Genomic DNA, 23584 nt, shown 5'->3' on the forward strand with positions numbered 1-23584 from the left:
TGTTTTTACAGCACTTTATATTGTGAAACAACAAGATTCCCGGGCACCCAGCCGATGCGAAGCATCGAGGAAGGGTGGGGTTCTTATTAATTTTTAATTGATTGGGGGAATTTATTTGATAGAGCAACGTAGAATAAATTTATTTGTCTTAATTTTTATGAATTTGATTTTTGGAACGTTGATTTTAGTGTGGAATAATTTCAAATTAGATATGATTTATTTTTGTATTTGTTCTTTAATTTTAATTTATAGTGGAAAAACCAAAAGATTTATAAAATTTCTAATTTTTTATCTTATTTGTTTATATATAGTTTTTTATATAAAGTTGCCTGATGATTCATTTTTCTCTTTCATAGGTTTTATCAGTTATTCAAATGTAAAGATGTGTCCAACATACATGATAGCGAGTTTTATTGTTTTAGATATAAGAACAAGTGAATTGATTTATGTTTTAGGAAAATTGGGATTTGGTAAAAAAATAAGATTTGCATGTACGATTACTTTAAAATTTATTCCTATTTATTTTGCAGAAAAAAGAATTATAAAAAATGCTTTAAAGCTTAGAGGAGTAGATATTTCATTTACTAAACCTATTAAACGATTTGAATATTACATTGTACCAACTCTTTTTAGGGCATCGAATATTGCAAATGAAATGACAGAATCAGCATATACAAGATGTGCGATGTGTACTGATAGTATGAATTCAATATACTATAAAAATTTTGACATAGTAGATTTTGTTCTTATTGTTATGTTGATTTTACTAGTAGCTTCTTGGGGAGGTGGATTTATTGATAAAATTTGAAAATGTAAGTTTTACTTATGAAAATTCTGATAAAAAAGCCTTAGAAGATATAAGTTTTGAAATAAATAAAGGAGAATTAGTATTAATAACAGGAGCTTCTGGTTCTGGTAAATCTACGATATACAAATGTATAAATGGACTGATTCCGCATATTTATGACGGGGAACTTTTAGGAAATATTTTTATTGATGATAAAAATACGAAAGATTGTGAAAATTATGAGCTATGTAAAATAATAGGTTCGGTTTCTCAAAATCCGAGAGGACAATTTTTTACTGATAATACCACTTCTGAACTGGCATTTACTTTGGAAAATTTGGGATATGAAGTTAAAGAAATTGTAGAAAAAATAGAAAATATTTCGAATTTCTTTGGTATTTCAAATATTTTAAATAAAAATGTTTTGGAAATTTCTGGTGGAGAAAAGCAAAAAATCTCTATTGCATGTGTTTCAATATTAGATGCGAAAACTTTAATATTTGATGAACCTTCTGCAAATTTGGATTACTTGGGAATTGAGCTATTGAAAGAAATTTTTCTAAAATTAAAGAAAAACGGATATACTATTGTCGTTGTTGAACATAGAATTTTTTATTTAAAAGAAATTTTTGACAGGTTAATTCATATAAACAAAGGAAAACTTATTGTAAATTTAGGTAGAAAAGATGCTTTAAATTATAGTGCAGAAGATTTGAGAAGTTTAAATCCTTTCGATAATGAATTAACTGATATAAAAAAAGTAAAAAGAGAGGAAAAAATATTAGAAATAAGAAATCTTAAATTTAAAGACATTATTAAAGATATTTCTTTTGATATATATAGAGGTGAAATAGTTGGACTTGTAGGTAAAAATGGTGTTGGGAAATCTACAATTTCTAAGTTAATCTCTGGAATATATAAGAAGACTTCAGGGAAAATTTTAAGTAAAAGTTTACCTTTTGTTTTGATGCAAGATGTGGATTACCAGTTATTTTCAGAAAGTGTATTTTCAGAATTTTTCTTATCAAATAAAGACTTAACTGATGATGAAGTTTTGGAAATGTTAAAAGTTATTAATCTTTATGAAAATAGAAATTGTCACCCATTTTCGCTTTCTGGAGGAGAAAAACAAAGATTACTTATGGGAATTTGTGCGAAAAGTGATTCTGATATTTTGATTTTAGATGAACCAACTAGCGGTTTGGATTTTAATAATATGATTATTATTTCTGATATTATAAAAAAATTAGCAAAAGATAAAGCGATAATATTAATTTCTCATGACTATGAATTGTTGTCAAGAGTTGTTGATAGAGTGATATTTCTTGAAAATGGAAAAATCATAGAAGATTTTATTTTAAAAGAAAAAAATCAACTAACTAATATTTTTCAAAAAATAAAAGGAGGAAAATAAAATGAAAATTAAAGATTTAGTTTTAGTTGCTATTTTAGGAGCTTTAAATTTGGTTGTTTCAATGATTGTAACATTTGCATTATTTCCATTGGGACCATATGCACATTGTATAAGTCCTGGAATTGCAGGATTATTTTCAGGGACAGTTTTTGTATTTATGTGTAATAAGGTTGGAAAAAAGGGGAGTTTTTTGCTGTTTTCAGGTGTTTATTTGATTGCAATGGCTGGTGCTGGATTTTACCTTCCGTGGATTATTTCATATACGGTTTCCTTTATTATAGGAGAAGTTATACTTTCATATATGGGTTATCAAAATAAAATTGCTCAATTTATAGCTTTTGGATTGATTCAAGTAGGAAGTGAATGTGGACAAATAATACCGGTAAATTTCTTCTTAGAATCATTTAAGAAAACTTGGGTAGGAAAAAATGGAGTTACAGAGAGTGCTATAAATGAGATGATAAAATTTTCAACTGGAACATATGGATTAATTAACCTTTTGATTGTATTTATACTGGGCGGACTTGGTGTTGTAATTGGAAATAAAATTTTGAAAAAACATTTTAAAAAAATTTAAAAATTTCGAGAAATAAAGATTTTAAGAGATATATTTGCGTATATCTCTTTTGTTTTTTTTGAGTATATGTGATATAATTAATGTAGTTTTATGCCTTGTGATAAAACTACATTAATTTCATCGTAATTACCATAAGAAAATAATCAAAAAGGAATTACGATATAATTAAAACTTTTATGCCTTGTGATAAAACAAAATTTATTTTTTAAATAATAATATTAATTTAATTGCATATTAAAATATGTGATATAGATTTTATATAGTTAGGAGTTAGAGTATGAATATTACAATCATATTAGCTGCAGGTGAAGGAACTAGAATGAAAAGTAAGAAATCAAAGGTTTTACATAAAATTGTTAATCGAACTTTGATTGATTATGTTTATGATGCTAGTTGTGATGCAGGTAGTGATAAAACTATAATTATTGTAGGAAAAAATAAAGTTGAAGTTGAAGAAAAATTTGAAGATAAAGTATTATATAAGGAACAAAAAATAGGTAAAGAATATCCTTATGGAACAGGTTATGCGGTTCAACTTGCTGTAGATGAAATCAGTGATGACGATAATGTTTTAATTTTGAGTGGGGATACTCCTTTAATAAAAGGGGAAACTTTACAAAAATTATTAGAAGAACATATTGCTATGAACTCAAAAGCAACTGTTCTTACGGCATTTATCAATGATACTACAGGATATGGTCATATTATAAAGGACAATAATGGTAAATTTTTAAAAATAGTCGAAGATAAGGATGCTACTATTGAAGAAAAGAGAGTTAAAGAAATAAATTCAGGAATTTATGTTTTTAATGGGAAAGCATTAAAAAATTCAATAACAAAGATTGATCAAAATAATGTTCAAAATGAGTTATATCTTACAGATGCAATCAAAGTTTTAGTGCAAGATGGAGAGCATGTTTCAACTTATAAACTTGACGACATTGAAGAAATTTATGGTATAAATTCTAAACTTCAACTATTTGAAGCTGAAAAAATTATGCGTTACAGAATAAATTCAGAATATATGAAAAATGGTGTTATAATGGAAAATCCAGAAAATACTGTTATTGAAAAGGGAATAAGTATAGGAATAGATACATTTATTGGAAGTGGTGCTAGAATTTTTGGAAATACTAGAATAGGAGAAAATGTATATATAACAGGAGATTCTTTTATAGAAAATTCTGTTATAGGAAATGATGTTGTAATTAGAAGTTCTTACATAGAGGACAGCATTGTTGGAGATTCTGTAACTATGGGACCTTTTGCTCATCTTAGACCAAATAGTATTTTAAAAAATGAAGTTCATATAGGAAATTTTGTTGAAGTTAAGAATTCAACTGTTGGAGAGAATACCAAAGCTGGTCATTTATCCTATATTGGAGATGTAATTGTTGGGAAAGATGTAAATATGGGTTGTGGTTCTATTTTAGTAAATTACGATGGGAAAAATAAACACATTTCTGAAATTGGAGACGGTTGTTTTGTAGGTAGTAATTCTAATATAGTTTCTCCAGTAAAAATTGCAAATGATACTTTTATTGCTGCTGGAACTACTGTGGTTTCAGATGTGGAAAATGAAGGTTCTTTAATAATTGGACGCAGTGAAACTTTTGAAAAAGAAAATTGGGTTTATAAAAAGAATTTAAAAATAAGAAAGTAATATTTTAGGAGGAATTATGTTAGCTTATACTGGACCTATGAAAATTTTTTCAGGAACTGCAAATAGAAAGTTTGCAGAAGATATTTGTAAATGTCTTGATATGCCACTGGGGGAAATCAATATCGGGAAATTTAGTGATGGTGAAATTAATCTTTCAGTTGAGGAAACTGTAAGAGGTTATGATGTTTACATTATTCAACCAACTTGCAATCCAACTAATGACAATCTAATGGAAGTGTTAATTATGGTTGATGCTTTCAAGAGAGCTTCTGCAGGAAGAATTAATGTGGTTATTCCATATTATGGATATGCAAGACAAGACAGAAAAACTAAAGCTAGAGAACCAATTACAGCAAAATTAGTAGCTAATTTGATTGAAAAATCAGGGGCTGATAGAGTTATAACTATGGATTTACATGCAGGCCAAATTCAAGGATATTTTGATATTCCTGTGGATCATTTATCTGCTATTAAACCACTTGCTGATTTCTTCAAGGATGAATTAAAAGATGAAGACAAAAAAGATATGGTTGTAGTTTCTCCTGATTTAGGTGGAGTTACAAGAGCTAGAAATTTCTCTAATTATTTAGATTTGCCTATTGCTATCTTGGAAAAGAGAAGACCACGTCCAAATGTTTCCGAAGTAATGAATGTTATAGGCGATATAGAAGGAAAAACTTGTATAATAGTTGATGATATTATAGATACAGCTGGAACTATTACAAATGCTGCAAATGCCCTAATAGCAAAAGGAGCAAAAAAAGTTTATATTACTGCAAGTCATGGTGTATTTTCGGGAAAAGCAATAGAAAATATCTCTAATTCCAAAGTTGAGAAATGTGTTGTAACAGATACTATTCCTCAAGAAAAGAATTTAGGTGGTAAAATTGAAGTTGTTTCAGTAGCCCAATATTTTGCGAAAGCTATTGATAGAATAAATAACAATAGACCTGTGAGTATGCTTTTTGATGGAAGATAATATATATTTAATAGTAGGTCTTGGAAATCCTGGTAAAAATTACGTAGAAACTAGACATAATGTGGGATATGGGGTTATTGATATTTTAGCGGAAAAATATAGTATCAATATGAAAAAAGAAAAGTTTAAATCTTTCTGTGGTCAGATAAATATGTTTGGCAAAAAATGTGTTTTTTTAAAACCACTTACTTATATGAATTTGTCAGGCGAAGCAGTTATAGATGCAGTAAATTATTTTAAAATAAAACCTGAAAATATTATAGTTGTATTAGATGATATAGATATTCCTTTTGGAACTGTTAGAATTAAGAAAAAAGGAAGTGCAGGTACACATAATGGGTTAAGGTCAATTATTTATCATTTAGAAACAGAAAATTTTCCTAGAGTTAGGATAAGTGTTGGAAAATGTCCTGATTATATGGATTTAAAAGATTTTGTTTTAAGTAGATTTTCATCATCTGAAGAGAAAATTTTGAAAAAAGAATTAGAAATTGCTACAGATGCCGTTGAAGAGATAATAAAAAGTGATGTTGACAAAACAATGTGTAAATATAATGGAATGTGTATAGAGGAATAATATTCCTCTATATTTTTTATAAACGAGGAGTTAATTATGAATTTTTTAATTGATTTTTTAAAAAATAATGAATCATATTTGGATATGATTTCAGGTTTAAAATCAAATAATGTTCCAATTTATTGTAATGGACTTATCAAAGAGAGTTTATTTCATTTAATATATTCTATTTTTAATGATTTGCCCGATAAAAATTTAGTTTTACTTGTTGAAAATGAAAATAGAGCTAATGAACTTTGTGATGAATTAAAAAATTTAGTTGGGGATAAGGTAGCTGTTTATCCTAATTTTGAAATAAGATTTCACAATATTAATAGCTTAGAGACTAATTTAGAAAATTTAAGAATAGGAATAATGAACAGACTTCTTTCTAAAGAGAAATTCATAATAATAACTACTGCAAGTGCTTTATCAAAAAAAATCAGCACACCAAAATTTTTTAAATCACATTATATCTACATTGATGAAAATTCTGAAATAAATCTAAACGAATTAACTGAAAATCTAATAAAGATGCATTATGATAGAGTAGATTTTGTTGAAGCAAAAGGACAATTTTCAATAAGAGGATCTATTTTTGATATATTTCCAGTAAATTTTGAAAATCCAATAAGGATAGAATTATTCGGAGATGATGTTGACTCCATCCGTATATTTGACATTAATAGTCAAAGATCTGTTGAAAAGTTGAATAAGGTGGAAATAATACCTGCAAAAGAAATGGTATTATCAAAAGCTGATGTTGAAAATATTTTAAATGGTCTGAATAAAGATATTGAAAAATTACAAAAGTTAAAATTATTTGGAAAAGATATTGAAAAAGCAACAGAAAAGTTTTATCAAATTTATAATGATTTGAAGGTGAATTATCATATTTCAAATATGGATTTAATTTCACCATATATAAGAAAAGGTAGCTATTCAACTCTTTTAGATTATTTAGATAAAGATTCAATAATATGTACAGAAGATATTTTAAAAATTTATGATAAAAATTTGGAAATAGAAAATTTATTTCATGAAAATGTAGTATTTTCTATTGAAAATGCAGAGATTTTAGATTCGCATAAAGATATTTTAATTCCTTTTGAACAAATTTTAAGAAGAATTAAAGAGTTTAGTATAGTTAACTTTACACAGCTTTTAAAAAGGACAAAAATAATTAATGCAAAAAGTATTGTAAATCTAAAAACTATTGAATCTGAAATGTTCAACAGAAAATTTGACATGTTGTTTCAGGGGTTAAAATGTAAATTACAAAGAGGATATAAAATTGTTATCTTTGCAGGTTCATTAGAAAAGGCTAATAATTTAAAAGAAATATTATTTGATGAAAATATAAATTCTAATATAATTGAAGGATTAAAATTTGAATTAAAAAGTTCCATTTTAGGAATTTCTACCCTAAATTTAGAATCAGGTTTTGAGTATCCAATTCAAAAAGTTCTTTTTTTAACTCATAAAGAAATATATGGAACTGTAAAAAAGACTTCTAAAAAAACAAAGAAGAAAAGTAAAGAAAATTTACTTGATTATACAGATTTAAATGTTGGAGATTTCGTAGTTCATGAAAATCATGGAATTGGTGAATATAGAGGCATTGAACAAATAGAAATAGAAGGCGTTGTAAAAGATCATATTTTAATATTATATAAAGGAAATGATAAATTATATATTCCAACTGATCAAATGAATTTAATTCAAAAATATATTGGTAAAGATGGATATAGACCAAAATTAAATAAATTAGGTTCTAGTGATTGGGTAAAAACAAAAAATCGTGCTAAAAAAGCTCTAGAAGAGATAGCTATAGACTTAGTTCAACTCTATGCGAAGAGAGATAAAATAAGAGGCTTTGCATTTTCAGAGGATACAACATGGCAAAAGGAATTTGAGGATAGTTTTATTTACGAAGAAACTTATTCACAGCTTAGAGCAATCAATGAAATAAAGAGAGATATGGAGCAATTTAAACCAATGGATAGATTGCTTTGTGGAGATGTCGGTTATGGTAAAACTGAAGTAGCTTTAAGAGCAGCTTTTAAGGCTATGATGGATGATAAGCAAGTTGCATTTTTAGTTCCGACAACCATACTTGCTCAACAGCATTTTAACACAGCTAATGATAGAATAGGGGAGTTTCCTGTTGAAATTGAAATGCTTAGCAGATTTAGAAGTCCTACAAAACAAAAAGAAATTCTGAAAAATGTAAAAAATGGTAAAGTAAATTTACTTATAGGTACGAATAAACTATTATCAAATAAGTTAGAGTTTAAAGATTTAGGACTTTTAATAATAGATGAAGAACAAAGATTTGGAGTTAAACATAAAGAGGCCTTAAAAAAAATAAAAGAAAATATTGATGTATTATCTTTATCTGCAACACCTATTCCTAGAACAATGCAAATGAGTTTAGTTGGAATTAGAGATATGAGTGTTTTAGATGATCCACCTGAAGAAAGAGTTACTATTGCTACTTTTGTTTTAGAATATAATGATTCTGTAATTCGAGAAGCTATATATAAGGAGTTAGATAGAGGTGGACAAGTTTATTTTGTATATAATAGAATTCAAGATATGGAAAAAATGTATGTTGAATTGTCAAAACTTGTTCCTGATGCTAGAATTGCAATGGCTCATAGTAAATTGTCTAACAAAGAGTTAGAGAATATAATGTATGATTTTCAAGAGGGAGAATATGATATACTATTATGTACTACAATTATTGAAACGGGAATGGATATAAAAAATTGCAATACTATGATTATATACGATGCGGATAAGATGGGATTATCACAGTTATATCAATTAAAGGGACGAATAGGACGATCTACAAGAAGAGCTTATGCATACTTTACTTATGAAAAAGATAAAGTACTTACTGAAATTTCAGAGAAGAGACTTATGGCAATAAGAGATTTTTCGGAGTTTGGATCTGGTTTTAAAATAGCAATGAGAGATTTAGAACTTAGAGGAGCTGGAAATATCTTAGGAGAGTGTCAATCTGGACATATAGAAACTATCGGATATGAAATGTATGTTAGAATGTTAGAAGAAAGCATAAAAACCGTTAAAGGAGAAAATCTTAATATTAAAAGTCAAACTACTATTGAACTTTCAGTTGATGCATATATTCCTTCAAATTATATAGGAGACAGTAATCAGAAGATTGATATGTATAGAAAAATTGCAGGAATAACATCAAGAGAAGATTTTAATGAAATTTATGAAGAATTGACTGATAGATTTGGAGATGTTCCAAAAATGGTATTAAATGTTATGAATGTTTCATATTTGAAAACTATTTCTACAGAGTTGAATTTTTTAAAAATAATAGAGAGAGAAAAATCTGTTGTATTTAAGTTTGAACAGGCAAATAGAGATATTTTAAAGCTAATCGGCGGTTTATCTGATAATTTATTTAGAAAAATTGAATTTAATTTAAATAAAAACGCCGAGTTAATATTCAATTATGATAAGAATAAACTATCAGAAAGTATTGAATTAGTTGATAATTTACTCTCTTTAAAGAAGAAAAATTGAAAAAAGCTTTGACATTCCTAAAAAAATGATGTATAATATCAAAAGATTACAATGTTAGTCGAAAAGGAGAGAAGTATGAAAAGTAAATTTATAAAATTTGTAAGTGGAATTGCATTATCGGCTATGATTTTAACCGCATGTGCAACTGCTCCAAAAAATGCTATGGTGAAAATTGGGGAAAAGTATATAACTGAAGATCAAATACAAAAAGAATATGATAGAGTAATTGCATCTTACTCTGATGATCAAAAAGCAAAATATGATGAATCAACTGAAGAAGGTAAAAAAGCTTCTTTAACTTTGAAACAAAATATATTAGAAATGTTCACTAATATTGAGGTTGTAAAACAAAAATTTGCTAAATTAGAAAAAGAATACAAAGATGAAGGAAAATCAGAAGAAGAAATATCTAAGGTTACTGTAACTAAAGAAGATGTAGAAGAGGGTTTGAAAAAAGTAAAAGATCAAGTGGGTGACAAATATGATGAACAACTTGAAAAGGCCAAACTTACAGAAGAAGAATTAAAATATAAAATAGAGGATAATTTATATTCACAAAAATTTCAAGCTTGGTTTACAGAAAATTATGCTCCAACTGATGAAGACATTATGAAAAAATACAAAGGAAGTGAATATGAGGGACCACAAATTAATGCAAGTCATATTCTAGTTGAAAAAGAAGAAGATGCAAAAAATGTAAAAAGTCGTTTAGATAATGGAGAAAAATTTGAAGACGTAGCAACTGAAGTTTCAAAAGATCCATCAGTTAAAAAAAATAAAGGAGTTTTAGGAACTTTCACTAAAGGGGTTATGGTTAAAGAATTTTATGATGCTGCTTCCAAGTTAAAAGCTGGTGAAATTAGTGAACCAGTAAAGACAAAATTTGGATATCATATTATAAAAGTGAATGAAATTGTTGAAAATTATGAAGAATTTTCAGAGGAAAGCAAAAAAAATATAAATGAAAAATTGAAAAAATCAATACTATCTGAAAACTTTAAAAATGAATTTGAAAAAATTAAAAAAGAAGTTGGATGTTTACCAATTAAAAATTTTAAATAAATTGGTTGAATTGCTTGATATTTTTTAAAAATTGATATATAATAATATTGCACAATGGTTAAGTGACCATTTTATAGGCAATTATTAAATATAATAGTGTATTTAGGAGGAAATTTTAATGAACAAATCTGAATTATTGGCTAGCATGGCCGAAAAAGGAAAAATCACAAAAGTAGATGCTGAAAGAGCATTAAATGCGTTTATTCAAACTGTTGAAGAAACACTTGTTAAAGGGGAAAAAGTTCAATTAGTTGGATTTGGAACTTTCGAAGCTAGAGAAAGAAAAGCAAGAGATGGTAGAAATCCAAGAAACCCTAAAGAAGTTATCAAAATACCAGCATCAAAAGCTCCAGTATTCAAAGCTGGAAAATCATTAAAAGAAATAGTAAATAAATAATTTTGATTACTAATAAAAAGAATCAGACTGCGTGTCTGATTTTTTTTTATAAAAAATATACTTTATGTGTTGAAAAATATAATATATTATGTTATAATATCTTGGTAAATAATCACATATTCTGATTGAACAAGTGTTGCCCAAGTGGTTCTTGTCAAGTTGAGGAATATGGGTGACTTAAAAACAGGAGGTAAGAAAATGTCACAAGTAATTTTAATGAAAAATTTATTAGAAGCAGGAGTACATTTTGGTCATCAAACTAGAAGATGGAATCCAAAAATGTCAAGATTTATTTTTACAGAAAGAAATGGAATCTATATTATTGATTTACAAAAAACTGTAAAACAAATTGAACAAGCGTATGATTTTGTAAGAGAAATTGTTGCTGATGGTGGTAGAGTTCTTTTTGTAGGAACAAAAAAACAAGCTCAAGAAGCTGTTGAAACAGAAGCAAAAAGAAGTGGACAATTCTATGTTAGTCATAGATGGTTAGGTGGAATGTTAACTAACTATAAGACTATAAGAAAAAGAATTGAAAGATTAAAGAAATTAGAACTTATGGAAGAAGATGGAACTTTCCAAAGATTACCTAAGAAAGAAGTAATTAAATTAAGAAGAGAAGCTGAAAAATTAGAAAAATTCTTAGGTGGAATTAAAGAAATGGACAAACTTCCAAATGTTCTTTTCGTAATAGATCCAAAGAATGAAAAAATTGCTGTAAATGAAGCAAAAATATTAGGTATTCCGGTTATTGGTGTCGTTGACACTAACTGTGATCCTGATGAAGTTGATATTGCTATTCCAGGAAACGATGACGCTATTAGAGCTGTAAAATTATTAACAGGTACTATTGCAAATGCTATTGTTGAAGCTAAGCAAGGAGAACAAGTTGAAACAGAAGAAGCTATAGTAGAAGAAGTAGTAGTAGAAGCAGAAGAAGTTTCTGAAGAAGTAGCAGAATAATTAGTAAGTAGAATTTTTTGGGGTAAGGATTCAAATTTTTAATATTTATCCTTACCTTATTTTTTATAGATTATATAAGTTATAGGAGGGTTTTATGGAAATTACTGCAAAATTGGTAAAAGATTTAAGAGAAGCTACTGGTGCCGGAATGATGGAATGTAAAAAGGCATTACAGGAAGTTAGTGGAGATATGGAAAAAGCTATTGAATTTTTGAGAGAAAAAGGATTAGCTAAAGCTGCTAAAAAAGCTAATAAGGTTGCAGCTGAAGGTTTAATTACTTTAGTAATTGATGAAAATAATACAAAAGCAGCTCTTACTGAAGTAAATTCACAAACAGATTTCGTTGCTAAAAATGAAAATTTTGTTGCATTAACTAAAAAAGTAACTGAACATGTATTCAATAATGAATTAAAGAATATTGAAGAATTAAATTCTTCAACTATAGATGGAACAAATTTTGAAGAATATTTAAAATTACAAATTTCTTCAATTGGAGAAAACATTGTTGTTAGAAGATTGTCATTTGCTAAGGCATGTTGCGAAAATAGTATAGTTTGTGGATATGTTCACTTTAATAAAAAAGTTGGTGTTATTCTTAAAGCAAAATGTGATAGTGAAGCTACAAAGAAAGTTGCAAAAGATTTATTACAAAATATTTGTATGCATATTTCAGCAATGAAACCACAATATTTAAGTTATAAAGATTTAGATGCTGATTTTGTTGAAAAAGAATATTTAGCTCTTAAAGGTTCAATTGAAAAAGAAAATGAAGAGTTAGTTAGACTTGGAAAACAATTAAAGAGAATTCCAAAATATGCTTCAATGTCTCAAATAACTGATGAAGTTTTAAAAGCTGAAGAGGAACTATTAAAAGAAGAATTGAAGAAACAAGGTAAACCTGAAAAAATTTGGGATAAAATTTTACCTGGACAAATTGAAAGATTTATTCAAGACAATACATTAATTGATCAACAATATGCTTTATTCAGTCAACAATATGTATTAGATGATAGCAAAACAGTTTTAGAAGCTGTAAATGATAAAGCAAAAGAATTAGGCGGAAATATTGAAATTGTAGAATACACTAGATTTGAAGTAGGTGAAGGTTTAGAAAAAAAAGAAGAAAACTTTGCTGAAGAAGTTGCAAAACAAATGGGATTATAAAAATATTTTTAAGATGGCGGTATATCATTATCGCTGTCTTTTTTGTTGTGTAAAAATAAGATTCCGATGCAAAGCATTATGAAAGGGAGCTTCATTATGAAAGGGAGCTTTTTTATATTTTTTGTTAGTGAAAGAAAATAATAACAATGTTAAAAGTAAACTTGTATAGCAAAAAAAGGTTGAGAAATTGTTATTCTCAACCTTAATGTATAAACATTTTGTTATTATAGATTTTATCTATAAAATGAACCTTGTTGCCATCCACCTTTTAGATATATTGCATGAGCAATCATAGTTACTAATACATTTGAAATCGCCATTGCAAGCCATATACCAGTTGCTCCATATCCTGTAAAATTCTTGAAAAAAAGTATTAATGGAAGTCTTATTATCCAAAGTCTTATCATATCTATTGCCATTGAATATTTACTGTTTCCAGAACCTTGGAAAAGACCTTGATATACAAAAAACATATTCAGCATTACTAGAGTTATTAATGTATAGAACATATAACTATTTGCTTGTAACATAAGTACTGAATCTTTTGGTGCACTTATAAAGAAAGATAAGATTTCATATCTGAATATAAAACTTATAAATGCAATTAAAATTGACATAATAATTATAATAATGGATGCTTTTTTAAATGTTTCTTTAACTCTCTTTATATTATTATTTCCTATATTTTGTCCAATTATTGAAGTTATGGCAGAACCTACTCCACCAGGTGGAATGTTTAAGAGTCCACCTATCCTGTTTACCATACCATAAGCAGCAACAGTTTCAGTTCCATAACTTTGAATAAATGAGTTCATTATTATGAATCCTATTGCAGTTCCAACTTGCCCTATTACTGATGGTAAAGTAATTCTGTAAATTCTTTTTAAGATATGTTTTTCCCATTTAATATATATTAAACTATTTAGGTTTAATTTAATTATATCTTTATTTATTTTTAAATGAATAAATCCAACAATGCACATTATTCCTTGAGTTAATACAGTTGCAAGAGCGGCACCTTTAACTCCAAGACCAAGTCCTGAAATTGATGTAAATGGTATTACATCAAAGATAAAAACTGGATTTAGAATCATATTTAATATAACGCAAATTGTACTTATCATTGTGGGAATTGTGTTCTTGCCCTGAGCAGATAATATTGATGAATATATGTAGTAGAGAAATATAAATGGAATTCCAAGATAGCTATATTTTAAATAAATTATACTATATTTTGCTAAATCTCCAGTTGCACCCATCATTTTTACTATCAAATCAGCACTAAAATATCCTAATAACATAAATATTATTGAAAATAGCAAAGAAATATTTATTAAAGTATCAGCATACTTTTGTGCGTGTAAGAAATCTTTTCGTCCTAATAATTGAGAAATTAAAGATATTGCTGCAATTGATAGACCAATACCAATAGAATTAAATAGAAAAATAACAGGCCAAGTAAAACTTGTTGATGCAAACTCTGCTGTTCCTAATTTTCCAAGCCAAAACGCATCTGCAAGAGAGTATAATTGTTGAATAAAATTATTTAGAATAATTGGAATTGATATTATTGCAATAATTTTGTAAATATTACCATTTAAAATCATTTCACTTCGTTCTTTTTTCATACAATACCTCCCATAAAATTTATACCTTTATTATATTCCACAATTATAGTGGAATAAAACAGGTTTAGATAAAATTTTTTTAAAAATTAATAAGGAGAGTTAACAATTTAAAGATTTATTTTTAAATTATTTAGTTTGTATAAGTATTTTTGAAAATATTTATCATAAATTATAGAAATTTATTATAATTAAATATAAATTGGAGGCTTTATTAAAAATGATTCAGGACAAATTATTCTAAATGGAGAAGATATAAGTTTATTTAATCCAGAAGATAGGAATGTTTCAACAGTTTTTCAGTCTTATGGACTTTTTAGTAATAAAAATGTTTTAGAAAATGTAGCTTATGGGTTAAAATTTAGAAATGTAAAAAAGCAAGATAGAATAAAACAATCTATTGAAATGGTAAAAAATGTTGGGCTTGAAGGGTATGAAAACAAAAAAATTCATGAATTATCTGGTGGGCAAAGGCAAAGAGTAGCTCTTGCAAGAAGCCTAGTTATAAGTCCAAGACTTATTTTGCTTGATGAACCTTTTTCGAATTTAGATAAAAATTTAAGAGTTACAATGAGAAACGAAATTAAAAAGCTTGTAAAATATTTTAAAATGACAACTATACTTGTAGCCCATGATCAAGAGGATGCCTTTACAATGGCTGATAAAGTCATCTTAATGAATGATGGAAAAATCATTCAAAATTCAACAGTTACTGAATTGTATGATGCTCTAAATAGTGAATTTTCTCTTTCTTTTATTGGAAATTCAAATAAATTGGATGATGATAATTTTATTAGGCCTGAAAAAATAAAAATAGTTGATTATGAAACTAAGGAGCATGCTGAAATTGTTTCAAAACAATTTAGAGGTGTGTTTATAGAATATCAACTAAAATTAAAGAAAAATAATCAAAAAACTTTAAAAATGATAGAATTAAATACAGGTAAAGAGAAAAATATTGGCGAGGATGTTTTTATTAAATATCAATTACGAAAACTGTCAAATTAATTGAAAGATTTTTATTGAAAAATATTTTATATAATTAAATTTGAAAAATGAAAAAAAATATAGTATAATTTAGCATATGATAATTTAATACGAATATTATTAAATTGCCTTTTATTTTATTACAAGAGGGAATGTGAAATTTTTGAATAATTCTTTATTAAAAAAGTTAAGAGATTATGATGAAACAAAAACTGCTTTTCATATGCCGGGACATATGAGAAATAAAGAAACTTTTAAAACTTTAAGTGAATTTATCGGATTGGATATTACTGAAATTGATGGTTTTGATGATTTACATCATCCTGAGGAAATTTTAAAGGAGTCAATGGATATTTCAAAGAAACTCTGGAATACCGAAGGTTCTTTTTATCTTGTAAATGGATCAACTTCGGGAATTTTTTCTGCAGTTTACAGTTTGACAAAACCTAAAGATAAAATTTTGATTGCAAGAAATTGTCATAAATCGATTTATCATTCAATAGAAGTCTTTGACTTGAACTTTGAATATGTTTATCCTAAATATGATGAAAGTTTAGGAATTTTTTTGAGTATTGATGCAAATGACATTGAGAAAATTTTACGGAAAAATTCTGATATTAAAGTTGTTTTGATAACAAGTCCGACTTATGAGGGTGTTGTTTCTGATATAGAAAAAATTGCCAATACAGTTCATAAGCATGATGCGAAATTGATTGTTGATGAAGCACATGGGGCCAGTTTTGGACTTAGTAATTATTTTCCAAAGTCCTCTATTCAACTCGGTGCTGATATTACGATTCAGAGTTTACATAAAACGTTAATGTCCCTTACTCAAACAGCTATTTTACATATTTCAGACAAAAATTTGTATTCAAAAATAAGAAAATCACTTGAAATTTTTCAAACTTCAAGTCCATCTTATATTTTAATGTCATCTATGGATTACTGTATTAGAAGCATAGAACAAAATGGGGAAAATTTATTCAATAATTGGAGAGAAAATTTAAAGTATTTCTATGAAAAATGTAAAAATTTGGAAAATCTTAGAGTTTTATCAAATATAATATTAGATGATATTTTTGAATTGGATAATTCTAAGATAACTATTTTAACTAATAAAACTGATATTTCGGGATATGAATTAATGAATATTTTAAGAAGTGAGTATGATATTGAACTGGAGATGGCATCCTTTAAATATGTAATAGCGTATACAGGTATTGGAATTTCAATAAAATCTTTGGATAAATTAATTTATGCACTTTTTGATATAGATAAAAAATTAAATCTCGGAGTTTGTAAAAATTTTATATTTAATAAATTGTTGTTAAAACGAAAGCTAAGTATCAAAGACGCAGTTATGTCTAATCTTACTGAAGTTTTTTTAAAAAATTCAATTTCAAAGATTTCAGGGGAATATGTATGGGCATATCCTCCGGGAATACCTATTTTAACACCTGGAGAGATTATAACTGAAGAAGTCTTAAATTTATTTCAAAAATACAGAGAAGAAAATATAGATTTAAGATTTTCAAAATCAAAATGTAATGATAAAATTAATATCATAAATAAAAAATAAAGGAGAGAAATCATGTCAAGAATAAGAACATTAAAGACAAGAAACTTACATAATTCAATAGTTGAGGGTGGATGTGGAGAATGTCAAACATCTTGTCAAAGTGCATCTAAAACATCATCAGGAGTTGCAAATCAACCTTGTGAATCAGTTAGTAGAATAAGAACATTAAAGACAAGAAACTTACATAATTCAATAATTGAAGGTGGATGTGGAGAATGTCAAACATCTTGTCAAAGTGCATCTAAAACATCATCAGGAGTTGCAAATCAACCTTGCGAAAGATGTAGATAATATGATACATCAGTATAAATTAAACGGATATAACATTGTACTTGATGTTTATAGTGGAGCAATTCATGTAGTTGATGAAGTTGCTTATGATATTATAGAACTTTATGAAAATCATTCTAAAGAAGAGATAATAGAGATTATTTGTGATAGATATAAAAATATTATAGAGAAAGATGTTAGGGAATGTCTTGAAGATGTTGAATATTTAAAAGATAATAAGCAATTATTTACTGAGGATATTTTCAAAGGAATTAAACCTAAATTAAAATCAAATTCTGTCGTAAAAGCACTTTGCTTACATATTGCTCATACTTGTAACTTAGCATGTGAATATTGTTTTGCAAAACAGGGAACATATCACGGGAAAGATGCAATTATGACTTTTGAAGTCGGTAAAAAAGCGATAGATTTTTTAATTGAACACAGTGGAGCGAGAAAGAATTTAGAGGTGGATTTTTTCGGAGGAGAACCACTTGTTAATTGGAGAGTTGTAAAAGAAATTGTAAATTATGCAAGAAGTATAGAAAAAGAACATAATAAAAACTTTAGATTTACTCTTACTACAAATGGAGTTCTTTTAAATGATGAGGTAATTGATTTTGTAAATAAAGAAATGCATAATGTGGTTTTATCTCTTGACGGAAGAAAAGAAACTAATGATAGATTTAGAGTTAATATAAAAAGTGAAGGAAGTTATAATACAATAGTTCCTAAATTTCAAAAACTTGTTGAAAAAAGAGGGGATAAGGACTATTACATAAGAGGAACATTTACGCATCATAATACAGACTTCACTAATGATATTTTTCATATGGCTGATTTAGGTTTTACAGAATTGAGTATGGAGCCAGTTGTTGCGGATTTGAGTTCACCTTCTGCCCTAACAGAAGAAGATTTACCTATTTTATTTGAACAATATGAAATTTTGGCAAAAGAAATGTTAAAAAGAGAAAAAGAGGGGAATCAATTTTCTTTTTATAATTACACTATAAATCTTGAAACAAGCCCTTGTATTCATAAAAGAATTGCAGGTTGTGGTTCTGGTACAGAGTATATGTCTGTAACTCCGACAGGAGATTTATATCCTTGCCATCAATTTGTAAATGATAAAGAAATGTGTTTAGGGAATGTTTTTGATGGAATAAAAAGAGAAGATATAAGGGATACATTTGGGTCTTGTAATATATATTCAAGAGAAGATTGTCAAGATTGTTGGGCAAAACTTTATTGTGCAGGAGGTTGTCCTGCCAATGCATATCATACGCATAAAGACATCACAAAAATATATGAATATGGTTGTAAACTCTTTAGAAAAAGAATGGAATGTGCAATAATGATGGATGCTGCAAGAAGTGAAGAATAAACTTATTTTAAATTTAAGATTGGAAATAAAATTTTTCAATCTTTTTTATGTTGAATTTTAATTTAGATTATATTATAATTAGTATGTGAATTATAAAAATTAGAAAGATGTGATTTTATGGGATTGGATAAATTAGTTTTTTTAATATCAACTATTAGAATAACAGATATTATAGATATATTTCTAGTCAGTTTTATGTTTTATAAGTTATTTGCTTTAATAAGGGGAACAAGAGCAACTCAACTTATAAAGGGAATACTATTTATTTTTATTGCTTCAAAACTTAGTGAATTTTTTAAACTTTATACTATAAGTTGGATTTTAAATAATGCTGTTACAGTAGGGTTTATTGCTATTTTAATTGTATTTCAACCTGAACTTAGAAGAATTTTGGAACATATTGGAAATAATAAATTTTTAAAACCAGTTAATTTTGAAGGATCAAGAAGTAATGTAAATATTATTGAAGAAATTGTTAAGGCAAGTTTTTCTTTAGCAGATAAAAAAATTGGTGCATTGATGGTTTTGGAAAGAAAGACGGGGCTTAGAGATATTATTGAAACAGGTATTTCTTTAAATTCTGAAGTTTCTTATGAATTACTTATGAATATTTTTATTCCTAATACTCCTTTACATGACGGAGCTGTGGTTATAAGTAATAATCATATTATTGCAGCATCTTGTTTTTTACCATTAACGGATGATAAACAAATTTCTATGGAGCTAGGAACAAGACACAGAGCTGGTATTGGTATTTCTGAAAAATCTGACGCCATAGTAATTGTTGTTAGTGAAGAAACGGGATATGTGTCTATTTGTGAAAAATCAAAAATAAATAGAAATGTTTCAAAAGGGTACTTATTAAATTATTTGGTTGAAAATTTTGTTGTCGAAGAAAAAAATACTAATACTTTGAAAGAAATTTTTCAAAATTTATTTGAAAACAAAGAAGCTTCAGATGATGTCGTAAATAAGGAAGAACTTAAAGAAGAAGTAAAGAAGGAAATAATTGAAGATATAAAAGAAGAAGTTAGTGAAATTGTTGAAAATCAAGGTGATAAAATTGTTAAAAAAGATTAATATAAAGAGTATAATTGAATTTATAAAAAAAGATTTTAAATTAAAATTGATTTCAATTTGTGTAGGAATTGTTATGTGGTTTCTAGTTATAGGAGGAGTTAATCCTGTTGTTACTAGACAGTTTCATGATGTTCCCGTAAGTTTTAAAAATCAATCAGTCTTAGAATCTAGAAAATTAATAAGAGTTAGCCCTGAAAATCCAACCGTAACAGTTACTATTACCGGTAAAAGAAGTGATGTTTATTCTGTAAATAAGAGTGATATTGTTGCAGAGGTTAATTTGCAAAATGGAATAACATCTGGAGCTCATAGATTATCTATTAATTATAAAGTTCCATTTAATGTTCAGTTTAAATCAGCTTCAGAAAATGATTTACTTGTAACTTTGGATGAAGAAGTAACTAAGACTTTTAAAGTGGAAGTTGATACTGTTGGACAGATAAAAAATAAAAATCAAGTAGTAGCAAAAAAAGAGCCTGCAGATTCAGAAGTTGTAGTTAAAGGTCCTGTGAGTTATGTAAATAAAGTAAAGAAAGTTCTTTGTGTAGTTGATGTAACTAATAAAGATAGCGATGAAGTGGTACAATCAAAAATAGTTCCAGTTGATGAACTTAATCAAGAAGTAAAAAAGGTTAATCTTAGTAAAACAGACACCAATGTTTCTATCGGATTTAAGAATTTCAAAGAAGTTCAAATAAAATTAGTTGAGATTAACTCGCCACCTAGTGATGTTAGGATTTTAAAGAAAAATATAGTTCCTAATATAGTTTCTATAGTTGGTAATTTAACGAGTTTAGAACAAATTTCTCAAATAAGCACCAAGCCTTTTGACTTATCTCAAATAAAGGAATCTGGTTCGTTTAATTTAAACTTAGAATTACCTTCCGATGTTACTCTTGTAAATAATGATCTTAAAGTCGTTATTAATATTGATGTTGATAAAAAAATTGAAAAAGTATGGGAAATAGATGCTTCAACTATTGAAATAGAGAACGATTCAGGAAGGGATATTATATTAAAAGGGCTTCAAGATCGGATAAAAGTTACTGTAAGAGGTTTCGAGTCTGACTTAGCTAAGCTAAGCGCAGAGGATATAAAACTTTATGTTTCAGTAAAAAAAGAAGATGTTGGCAAAAATGTTCAAATAAAAGCTAAAAATATTGAAAATATTGAAATTGTAAAAATTTCAAATGATATTGTTAAAGCTATTGGAAAATAAATTTTAATTAAGCAATGGTAAACCCATTGCTTTTTTATAGATAAGTAATGAGGTTATGTATGGATCTGTTAAAAGGATTAAATAATAAACAATTAGAGGCTGTAGAGCATTTTGGATCTCCATTGTTGGTTCTTGCGGGAGCAGGAAGTGGAAAGACAAAGGTATTGACTACTAAAATAGCTTATGCAGTTTTAGAAAAAAATGTAAGTGAGTATGAAATTTTAGCTATTACTTTTACAAATAAAGCAGGAAAGGAAATGAAAGAGAGAATAGAAAATATCTTTAAAAGAGATATTTCTAGTATGTGGATAGGGACCTTTCACTCAATTTGCTCTAAAATTTTAAGATTTAATATAGAAAAAATAGGATATTCAAATAATTTTACTATTTATGATAGAGATGATCAAAAGTTAGTTTTAAAAGAGATTTTTAAACAAAATCCTACTTGGGAAAGTGTACTTGGAGAGTTTAAAAATGCAGTTATAGGAATTATAAGTGATGCTAAAGGGAAAAATGTTAAATCTAACGAATTTTCAAAATATTTTTCCTTTGGAAGTAATACTGATGTAGTAGAAAAAATATATAAAAAATATGAGGAAATCTTAATTAAAAATAATGCTTTAGATTTTGACGACCTTATCTTTAAAACTATTGAACTTTTTAAAAAATGCCCTGAAGTTTTAGATTATTATGCTGAAAAATTTAAGTATATTTATGTTGATGAATATCAAGACACTAATGATGCCCAATATGAGATTATAAAACTTTTAGCATCTAAATATAAAAATGTATGTGCCGTTGGAGATATCGACCAATCAATTTATGGGTGGAGAGGTGCAAATATTTCAAATATTTTGAATTTCGAAAATGACTTTCCCAATTCAAAAATAATTTTACTTGAAGAAAATTATCGTTCAACACAAAAGATTTTAGATTGTGCTAATGAACTTATAAAAAATAATGTAAATAGAAAAGAAAAAAATCTCTGGACAAAAAAAGAGGGCGGAGATGAAATAATTTATAAAAGCTATCAAAATGAAAATTATGAGGCTATAGAAGTTGCACAAAATATTTCAAATTTGATTTTTGAAGGTTATAATTTATCAGATATCGCAGTTTTATATCGTGCAAATTTTCAATCATTTGCAATTGAAAATGCACTAAGAAAAAATTCTATTGCGTATAGAATGGTCGGTGGTCTAAAGTTTTACGATAGAAAAGAAATTAAAGACATTTTGGCATATTTAAAATTAATTGCAAATCCGAAGGATGATAATGCTTTTAGAAGGATAATAAATTATCCTAAGCGTTCAATTGGAAATGTAAGTTTGCAAAAACTAGAGGAATATTGCAATTTAGAAAATATTAGTCTTTTTGATGGACTTTTTAGAAATGAATTTTTGGATTCAGTGAGTAAAAAATTAAGAACTGAATTTGAAAATTTTAGAGATATGACTTTTGGTTTTATTACTTGTGTTGAAGATACAGAAATTGAAATTTTAGTTAAAGAGCTTTTAGAATCAATTAAATTTGTAGATTATTTAAGAGAAAATGAAAAGAAGGACTTTGAAAAGAAAGCTGAAAATATAAATTTATTTTTAGAAGAAATTTCTAATAATTATAAAAATGTGAAATTATTAGATTATCTTGAAACTAATAGTCTTTTATCAGATATAGATAAGACTGAAGACTCAGATGATACAGTTACTTTAACTACTATTCATTCAGCTAAGGGGCTTGAATATAAAGTTGTATTTATTATAGGAATGAATGAGGGAATATTCCCAAGTGAAAGGTCAATTAAAGAGAGAGATGATGGGCTTGAAGAGGAAAGACGACTTTTCTATGTAGCTATTACTAGAGCAAAAGAAAAACTTTTTATTTCATCAACAAAGAGTATGACTATGTATGGAAAATTAAATCTTTATAGAGTTTCAAGTTTTGTAGATGAAATAATTAATTATGTTGACGATAAAAGCATTAATCTTGAATTTAATTTTGATGAAGAAAGAGTTACTACTTCGAAAATTAGAAATGATGCTTATACAGATTATTCCAGAACTTATGTTTCAAATGCAGATTTAGGTAGAACAAAATTAGATAAACCACTAAATCATTATCAAAAGCCAACTAAGACTTCTTCTAAAGATGTTTATAAAGTTGGAGAAAAGATTATACATGAAAAATATGGTATAGGAACTGTAATTAAATGTGAAAAAGCAGGAACAAAGGTTATGCTTATGGTTGCATTTGATGGAGAAGGAATTAAATTATTTGATATAAAAAAAGACAAGCGTATAAAGAGGGCTTAAT

The 23584-nt window shown here is 27.0% G+C and carries 19 protein-coding genes and 1 pseudogene; 19 read left to right on the forward strand and 1 reads right to left on the reverse strand.

Going from position 1 to position 23584, the window contains the following annotated elements; all coding sequences use genetic code 11:
* The first annotated feature begins 115 nt into the window (after positions 1 to 115).
* From VJI95_RS06795 to tsf, 11 genes are all read left to right on the forward strand, one after another.
* Positions 116 to 808, forward strand: coding sequence for an energy-coupling factor transporter transmembrane component T (locus tag VJI95_RS06795; RefSeq protein ID WP_323998532.1), 693 nt, complete (start codon positions 116 to 118; stop codon positions 806 to 808).
* Positions 786 to 2201 carry an ABC transporter ATP-binding protein gene (locus VJI95_RS06800; RefSeq protein ID WP_324010792.1) on the forward strand — a complete coding sequence of 472 codons (1416 nt, stop codon included), beginning with the start codon at positions 786 to 788 and terminating at the stop codon, positions 2199 to 2201. Before VJI95_RS06795 ends, VJI95_RS06800 begins: the two co-directional genes overlap by 23 nt.
* A gap of 1 nt (position 2202) precedes the next feature.
* On the forward strand, positions 2203 to 2778 hold the full coding sequence (locus VJI95_RS06805) for an MptD family putative ECF transporter S component (RefSeq protein ID WP_324010793.1): 576 nt from the start codon (positions 2203 to 2205) through the stop codon (positions 2776 to 2778).
* Positions 2779 to 3055: 277 nt separating this feature from the next.
* Positions 3056 to 4441: a bifunctional UDP-N-acetylglucosamine diphosphorylase/glucosamine-1-phosphate N-acetyltransferase GlmU gene (glmU, locus tag VJI95_RS06810; protein WP_324010795.1), complete on the forward strand. Its 1386-nt coding sequence runs from the start codon at positions 3056 to 3058 to the stop codon at positions 4439 to 4441.
* Positions 4442 to 4457: 16 nt separating this feature from the next.
* The gene (locus VJI95_RS06815) at positions 4458 to 5420 is read left to right on the forward strand and encodes a ribose-phosphate diphosphokinase (RefSeq protein WP_323998535.1); all 963 of its coding nucleotides are present in this window, start codon (positions 4458 to 4460) and stop codon (positions 5418 to 5420) included.
* Positions 5410 to 5997 (forward strand): aminoacyl-tRNA hydrolase, encoded by a 588-nt coding sequence (gene pth / locus VJI95_RS06820; protein ID WP_324010797.1) that lies wholly within the window; start codon positions 5410 to 5412, stop codon positions 5995 to 5997. Before VJI95_RS06815 ends, pth begins: the two co-directional genes overlap by 11 nt.
* 36 nt (positions 5998 to 6033) lie before the next feature.
* A complete protein-coding gene (mfd, locus tag VJI95_RS06825) occupies positions 6034 to 9540 on the forward strand; it encodes a transcription-repair coupling factor (RefSeq protein WP_324010799.1) in 3507 nt (1168 codons plus the stop codon).
* A gap of 75 nt (positions 9541 to 9615) precedes the next feature.
* Complete coding sequence (locus tag VJI95_RS06830; RefSeq protein WP_324010800.1) at positions 9616 to 10602, forward strand: peptidylprolyl isomerase; 987 nt, start codon at positions 9616 to 9618, stop codon at positions 10600 to 10602.
* Between the two features lie 118 nt (positions 10603 to 10720).
* Positions 10721 to 10999 carry an HU family DNA-binding protein gene (locus VJI95_RS06835; protein WP_323998539.1) on the forward strand — a complete coding sequence of 93 codons (279 nt, stop codon included), beginning with the start codon at positions 10721 to 10723 and terminating at the stop codon, positions 10997 to 10999.
* Between the two features lie 198 nt (positions 11000 to 11197).
* Entirely contained in the window at positions 11198 to 11962 is a 765-nt protein-coding gene (gene rpsB / locus VJI95_RS06840) for a 30S ribosomal protein S2 (RefSeq protein ID WP_324010801.1), read from the forward strand.
* A 94-nt stretch (positions 11963 to 12056) separates the two neighbouring features.
* Complete coding sequence (tsf, locus tag VJI95_RS06845; RefSeq protein WP_323998541.1) at positions 12057 to 13127, forward strand: translation elongation factor Ts; 1071 nt, start codon at positions 12057 to 12059, stop codon at positions 13125 to 13127.
* A 233-nt stretch (positions 13128 to 13360) separates the two neighbouring features.
* On the opposite strand, the gene VJI95_RS06850 is transcribed toward tsf, so the two are convergent.
* Positions 13361 to 14755 carry an MATE family efflux transporter gene (locus VJI95_RS06850; RefSeq protein ID WP_324010803.1) on the reverse strand — a complete coding sequence of 465 codons (1395 nt, stop codon included), beginning with the start codon at positions 14753 to 14755 and terminating at the stop codon, positions 13361 to 13363.
* A 252-nt stretch (positions 14756 to 15007) separates the two neighbouring features.
* On the opposite strand from VJI95_RS06850, the gene VJI95_RS06855 reads away from it, so the two are divergent.
* The 8 genes and pseudogenes from VJI95_RS06855 (at position 15008) to VJI95_RS06890 (ending at position 23583) form a co-directional block, all read left to right on the forward strand.
* The gene (locus VJI95_RS06855) at positions 15008 to 15760 is read left to right on the forward strand and encodes an ABC transporter ATP-binding protein (RefSeq protein WP_324010836.1); all 753 of its coding nucleotides are present in this window, start codon (positions 15008 to 15010) and stop codon (positions 15758 to 15760) included.
* 133 nt (positions 15761 to 15893) lie between these two features.
* Positions 15894 to 17318, forward strand: a complete 1425-nt coding sequence (locus tag VJI95_RS06860; protein WP_324010805.1) for an aminotransferase class I/II-fold pyridoxal phosphate-dependent enzyme — start codon at positions 15894 to 15896, stop codon at positions 17316 to 17318.
* Between the two features lie 12 nt (positions 17319 to 17330).
* Positions 17331 to 17465, forward strand: a pseudogene (gene scfA / locus VJI95_RS06865) (six-cysteine ranthipeptide SCIFF); the annotation flags it as partial.
* 9 nt (positions 17466 to 17474) lie between these two features.
* Positions 17475 to 17609, forward strand: a complete 135-nt coding sequence (gene scfA, locus VJI95_RS06870) for a six-cysteine ranthipeptide SCIFF (RefSeq protein WP_324010837.1) — start codon at positions 17475 to 17477, stop codon at positions 17607 to 17609.
* A gap of 1 nt (position 17610) precedes the next feature.
* A complete protein-coding gene (scfB, locus tag VJI95_RS06875) occupies positions 17611 to 18972 on the forward strand; it encodes a thioether cross-link-forming SCIFF peptide maturase (RefSeq protein WP_324010807.1) in 1362 nt (453 codons plus the stop codon).
* Between the two features lie 117 nt (positions 18973 to 19089).
* Positions 19090 to 20052, forward strand: a complete 963-nt coding sequence (cdaA, locus tag VJI95_RS06880) for a diadenylate cyclase CdaA (protein ID WP_324010808.1) — start codon at positions 19090 to 19092, stop codon at positions 20050 to 20052.
* A complete protein-coding gene (locus VJI95_RS06885) occupies positions 20027 to 21271 on the forward strand; it encodes a CdaR family protein (protein ID WP_323998653.1) in 1245 nt (414 codons plus the stop codon). Before cdaA ends, VJI95_RS06885 begins: the two co-directional genes overlap by 26 nt.
* A 59-nt stretch (positions 21272 to 21330) precedes the next feature.
* Entirely contained in the window at positions 21331 to 23583 is a 2253-nt protein-coding gene (locus VJI95_RS06890; RefSeq protein ID WP_324010810.1) for an ATP-dependent helicase, read from the forward strand.
* Position 23584: the final 1 nt, after the last annotated feature.

The organism is Parvimonas sp. C2 (genome assembly GCF_035282405.1).
Lineage (GTDB): Bacteria > Bacillota > Clostridia > Tissierellales > Peptoniphilaceae > Parvimonas.

Bases quoted from the DNA above. Each gene is read 5' to 3' on its own strand.
- VJI95_RS06805 (WP_324010793.1), top strand. From the start codon at position 2,203: ATGAAAATTAAAGATTTAGTTTTAGTTGCTATTTTAGGAGCTTTAAAT.
- glmU (WP_324010795.1), top strand. From the start codon at position 3,056: ATGAATATTACAATCATATTAGCTGCAGGTGAAGGAACTAGAATGAAA.
- VJI95_RS06815 (WP_323998535.1), top strand. From the start codon at position 4,458: ATGTTAGCTTATACTGGACCTATGAAAATTTTTTCAGGAACTGCAAAT.
- pth (WP_324010797.1), top strand. From the start codon at position 5,410: ATGGAAGATAATATATATTTAATAGTAGGTCTTGGAAATCCTGGTAAA.
- mfd (WP_324010799.1), top strand. From the start codon at position 6,034: ATGAATTTTTTAATTGATTTTTTAAAAAATAATGAATCATATTTGGAT.
- VJI95_RS06830 (WP_324010800.1), top strand. From the start codon at position 9,616: ATGAAAAGTAAATTTATAAAATTTGTAAGTGGAATTGCATTATCGGCT.
- VJI95_RS06835 (WP_323998539.1), top strand. From the start codon at position 10,721: ATGAACAAATCTGAATTATTGGCTAGCATGGCCGAAAAAGGAAAAATC.
- rpsB (WP_324010801.1), top strand. From the start codon at position 11,198: ATGTCACAAGTAATTTTAATGAAAAATTTATTAGAAGCAGGAGTACAT.
- tsf (WP_323998541.1), top strand. From the start codon at position 12,057: ATGGAAATTACTGCAAAATTGGTAAAAGATTTAAGAGAAGCTACTGGT.
- VJI95_RS06850 (WP_324010803.1), bottom strand. From the start codon at position 14,755: ATGAAAAAAGAACGAAGTGAAATGATTTTAAATGGTAATATTTACAAA.
- scfB (WP_324010807.1), top strand. From the start codon at position 17,611: ATGATACATCAGTATAAATTAAACGGATATAACATTGTACTTGATGTT.
- cdaA (WP_324010808.1), top strand. From the start codon at position 19,090: ATGGGATTGGATAAATTAGTTTTTTTAATATCAACTATTAGAATAACA.
- VJI95_RS06890 (WP_324010810.1), top strand. From the start codon at position 21,331: ATGGATCTGTTAAAAGGATTAAATAATAAACAATTAGAGGCTGTAGAG.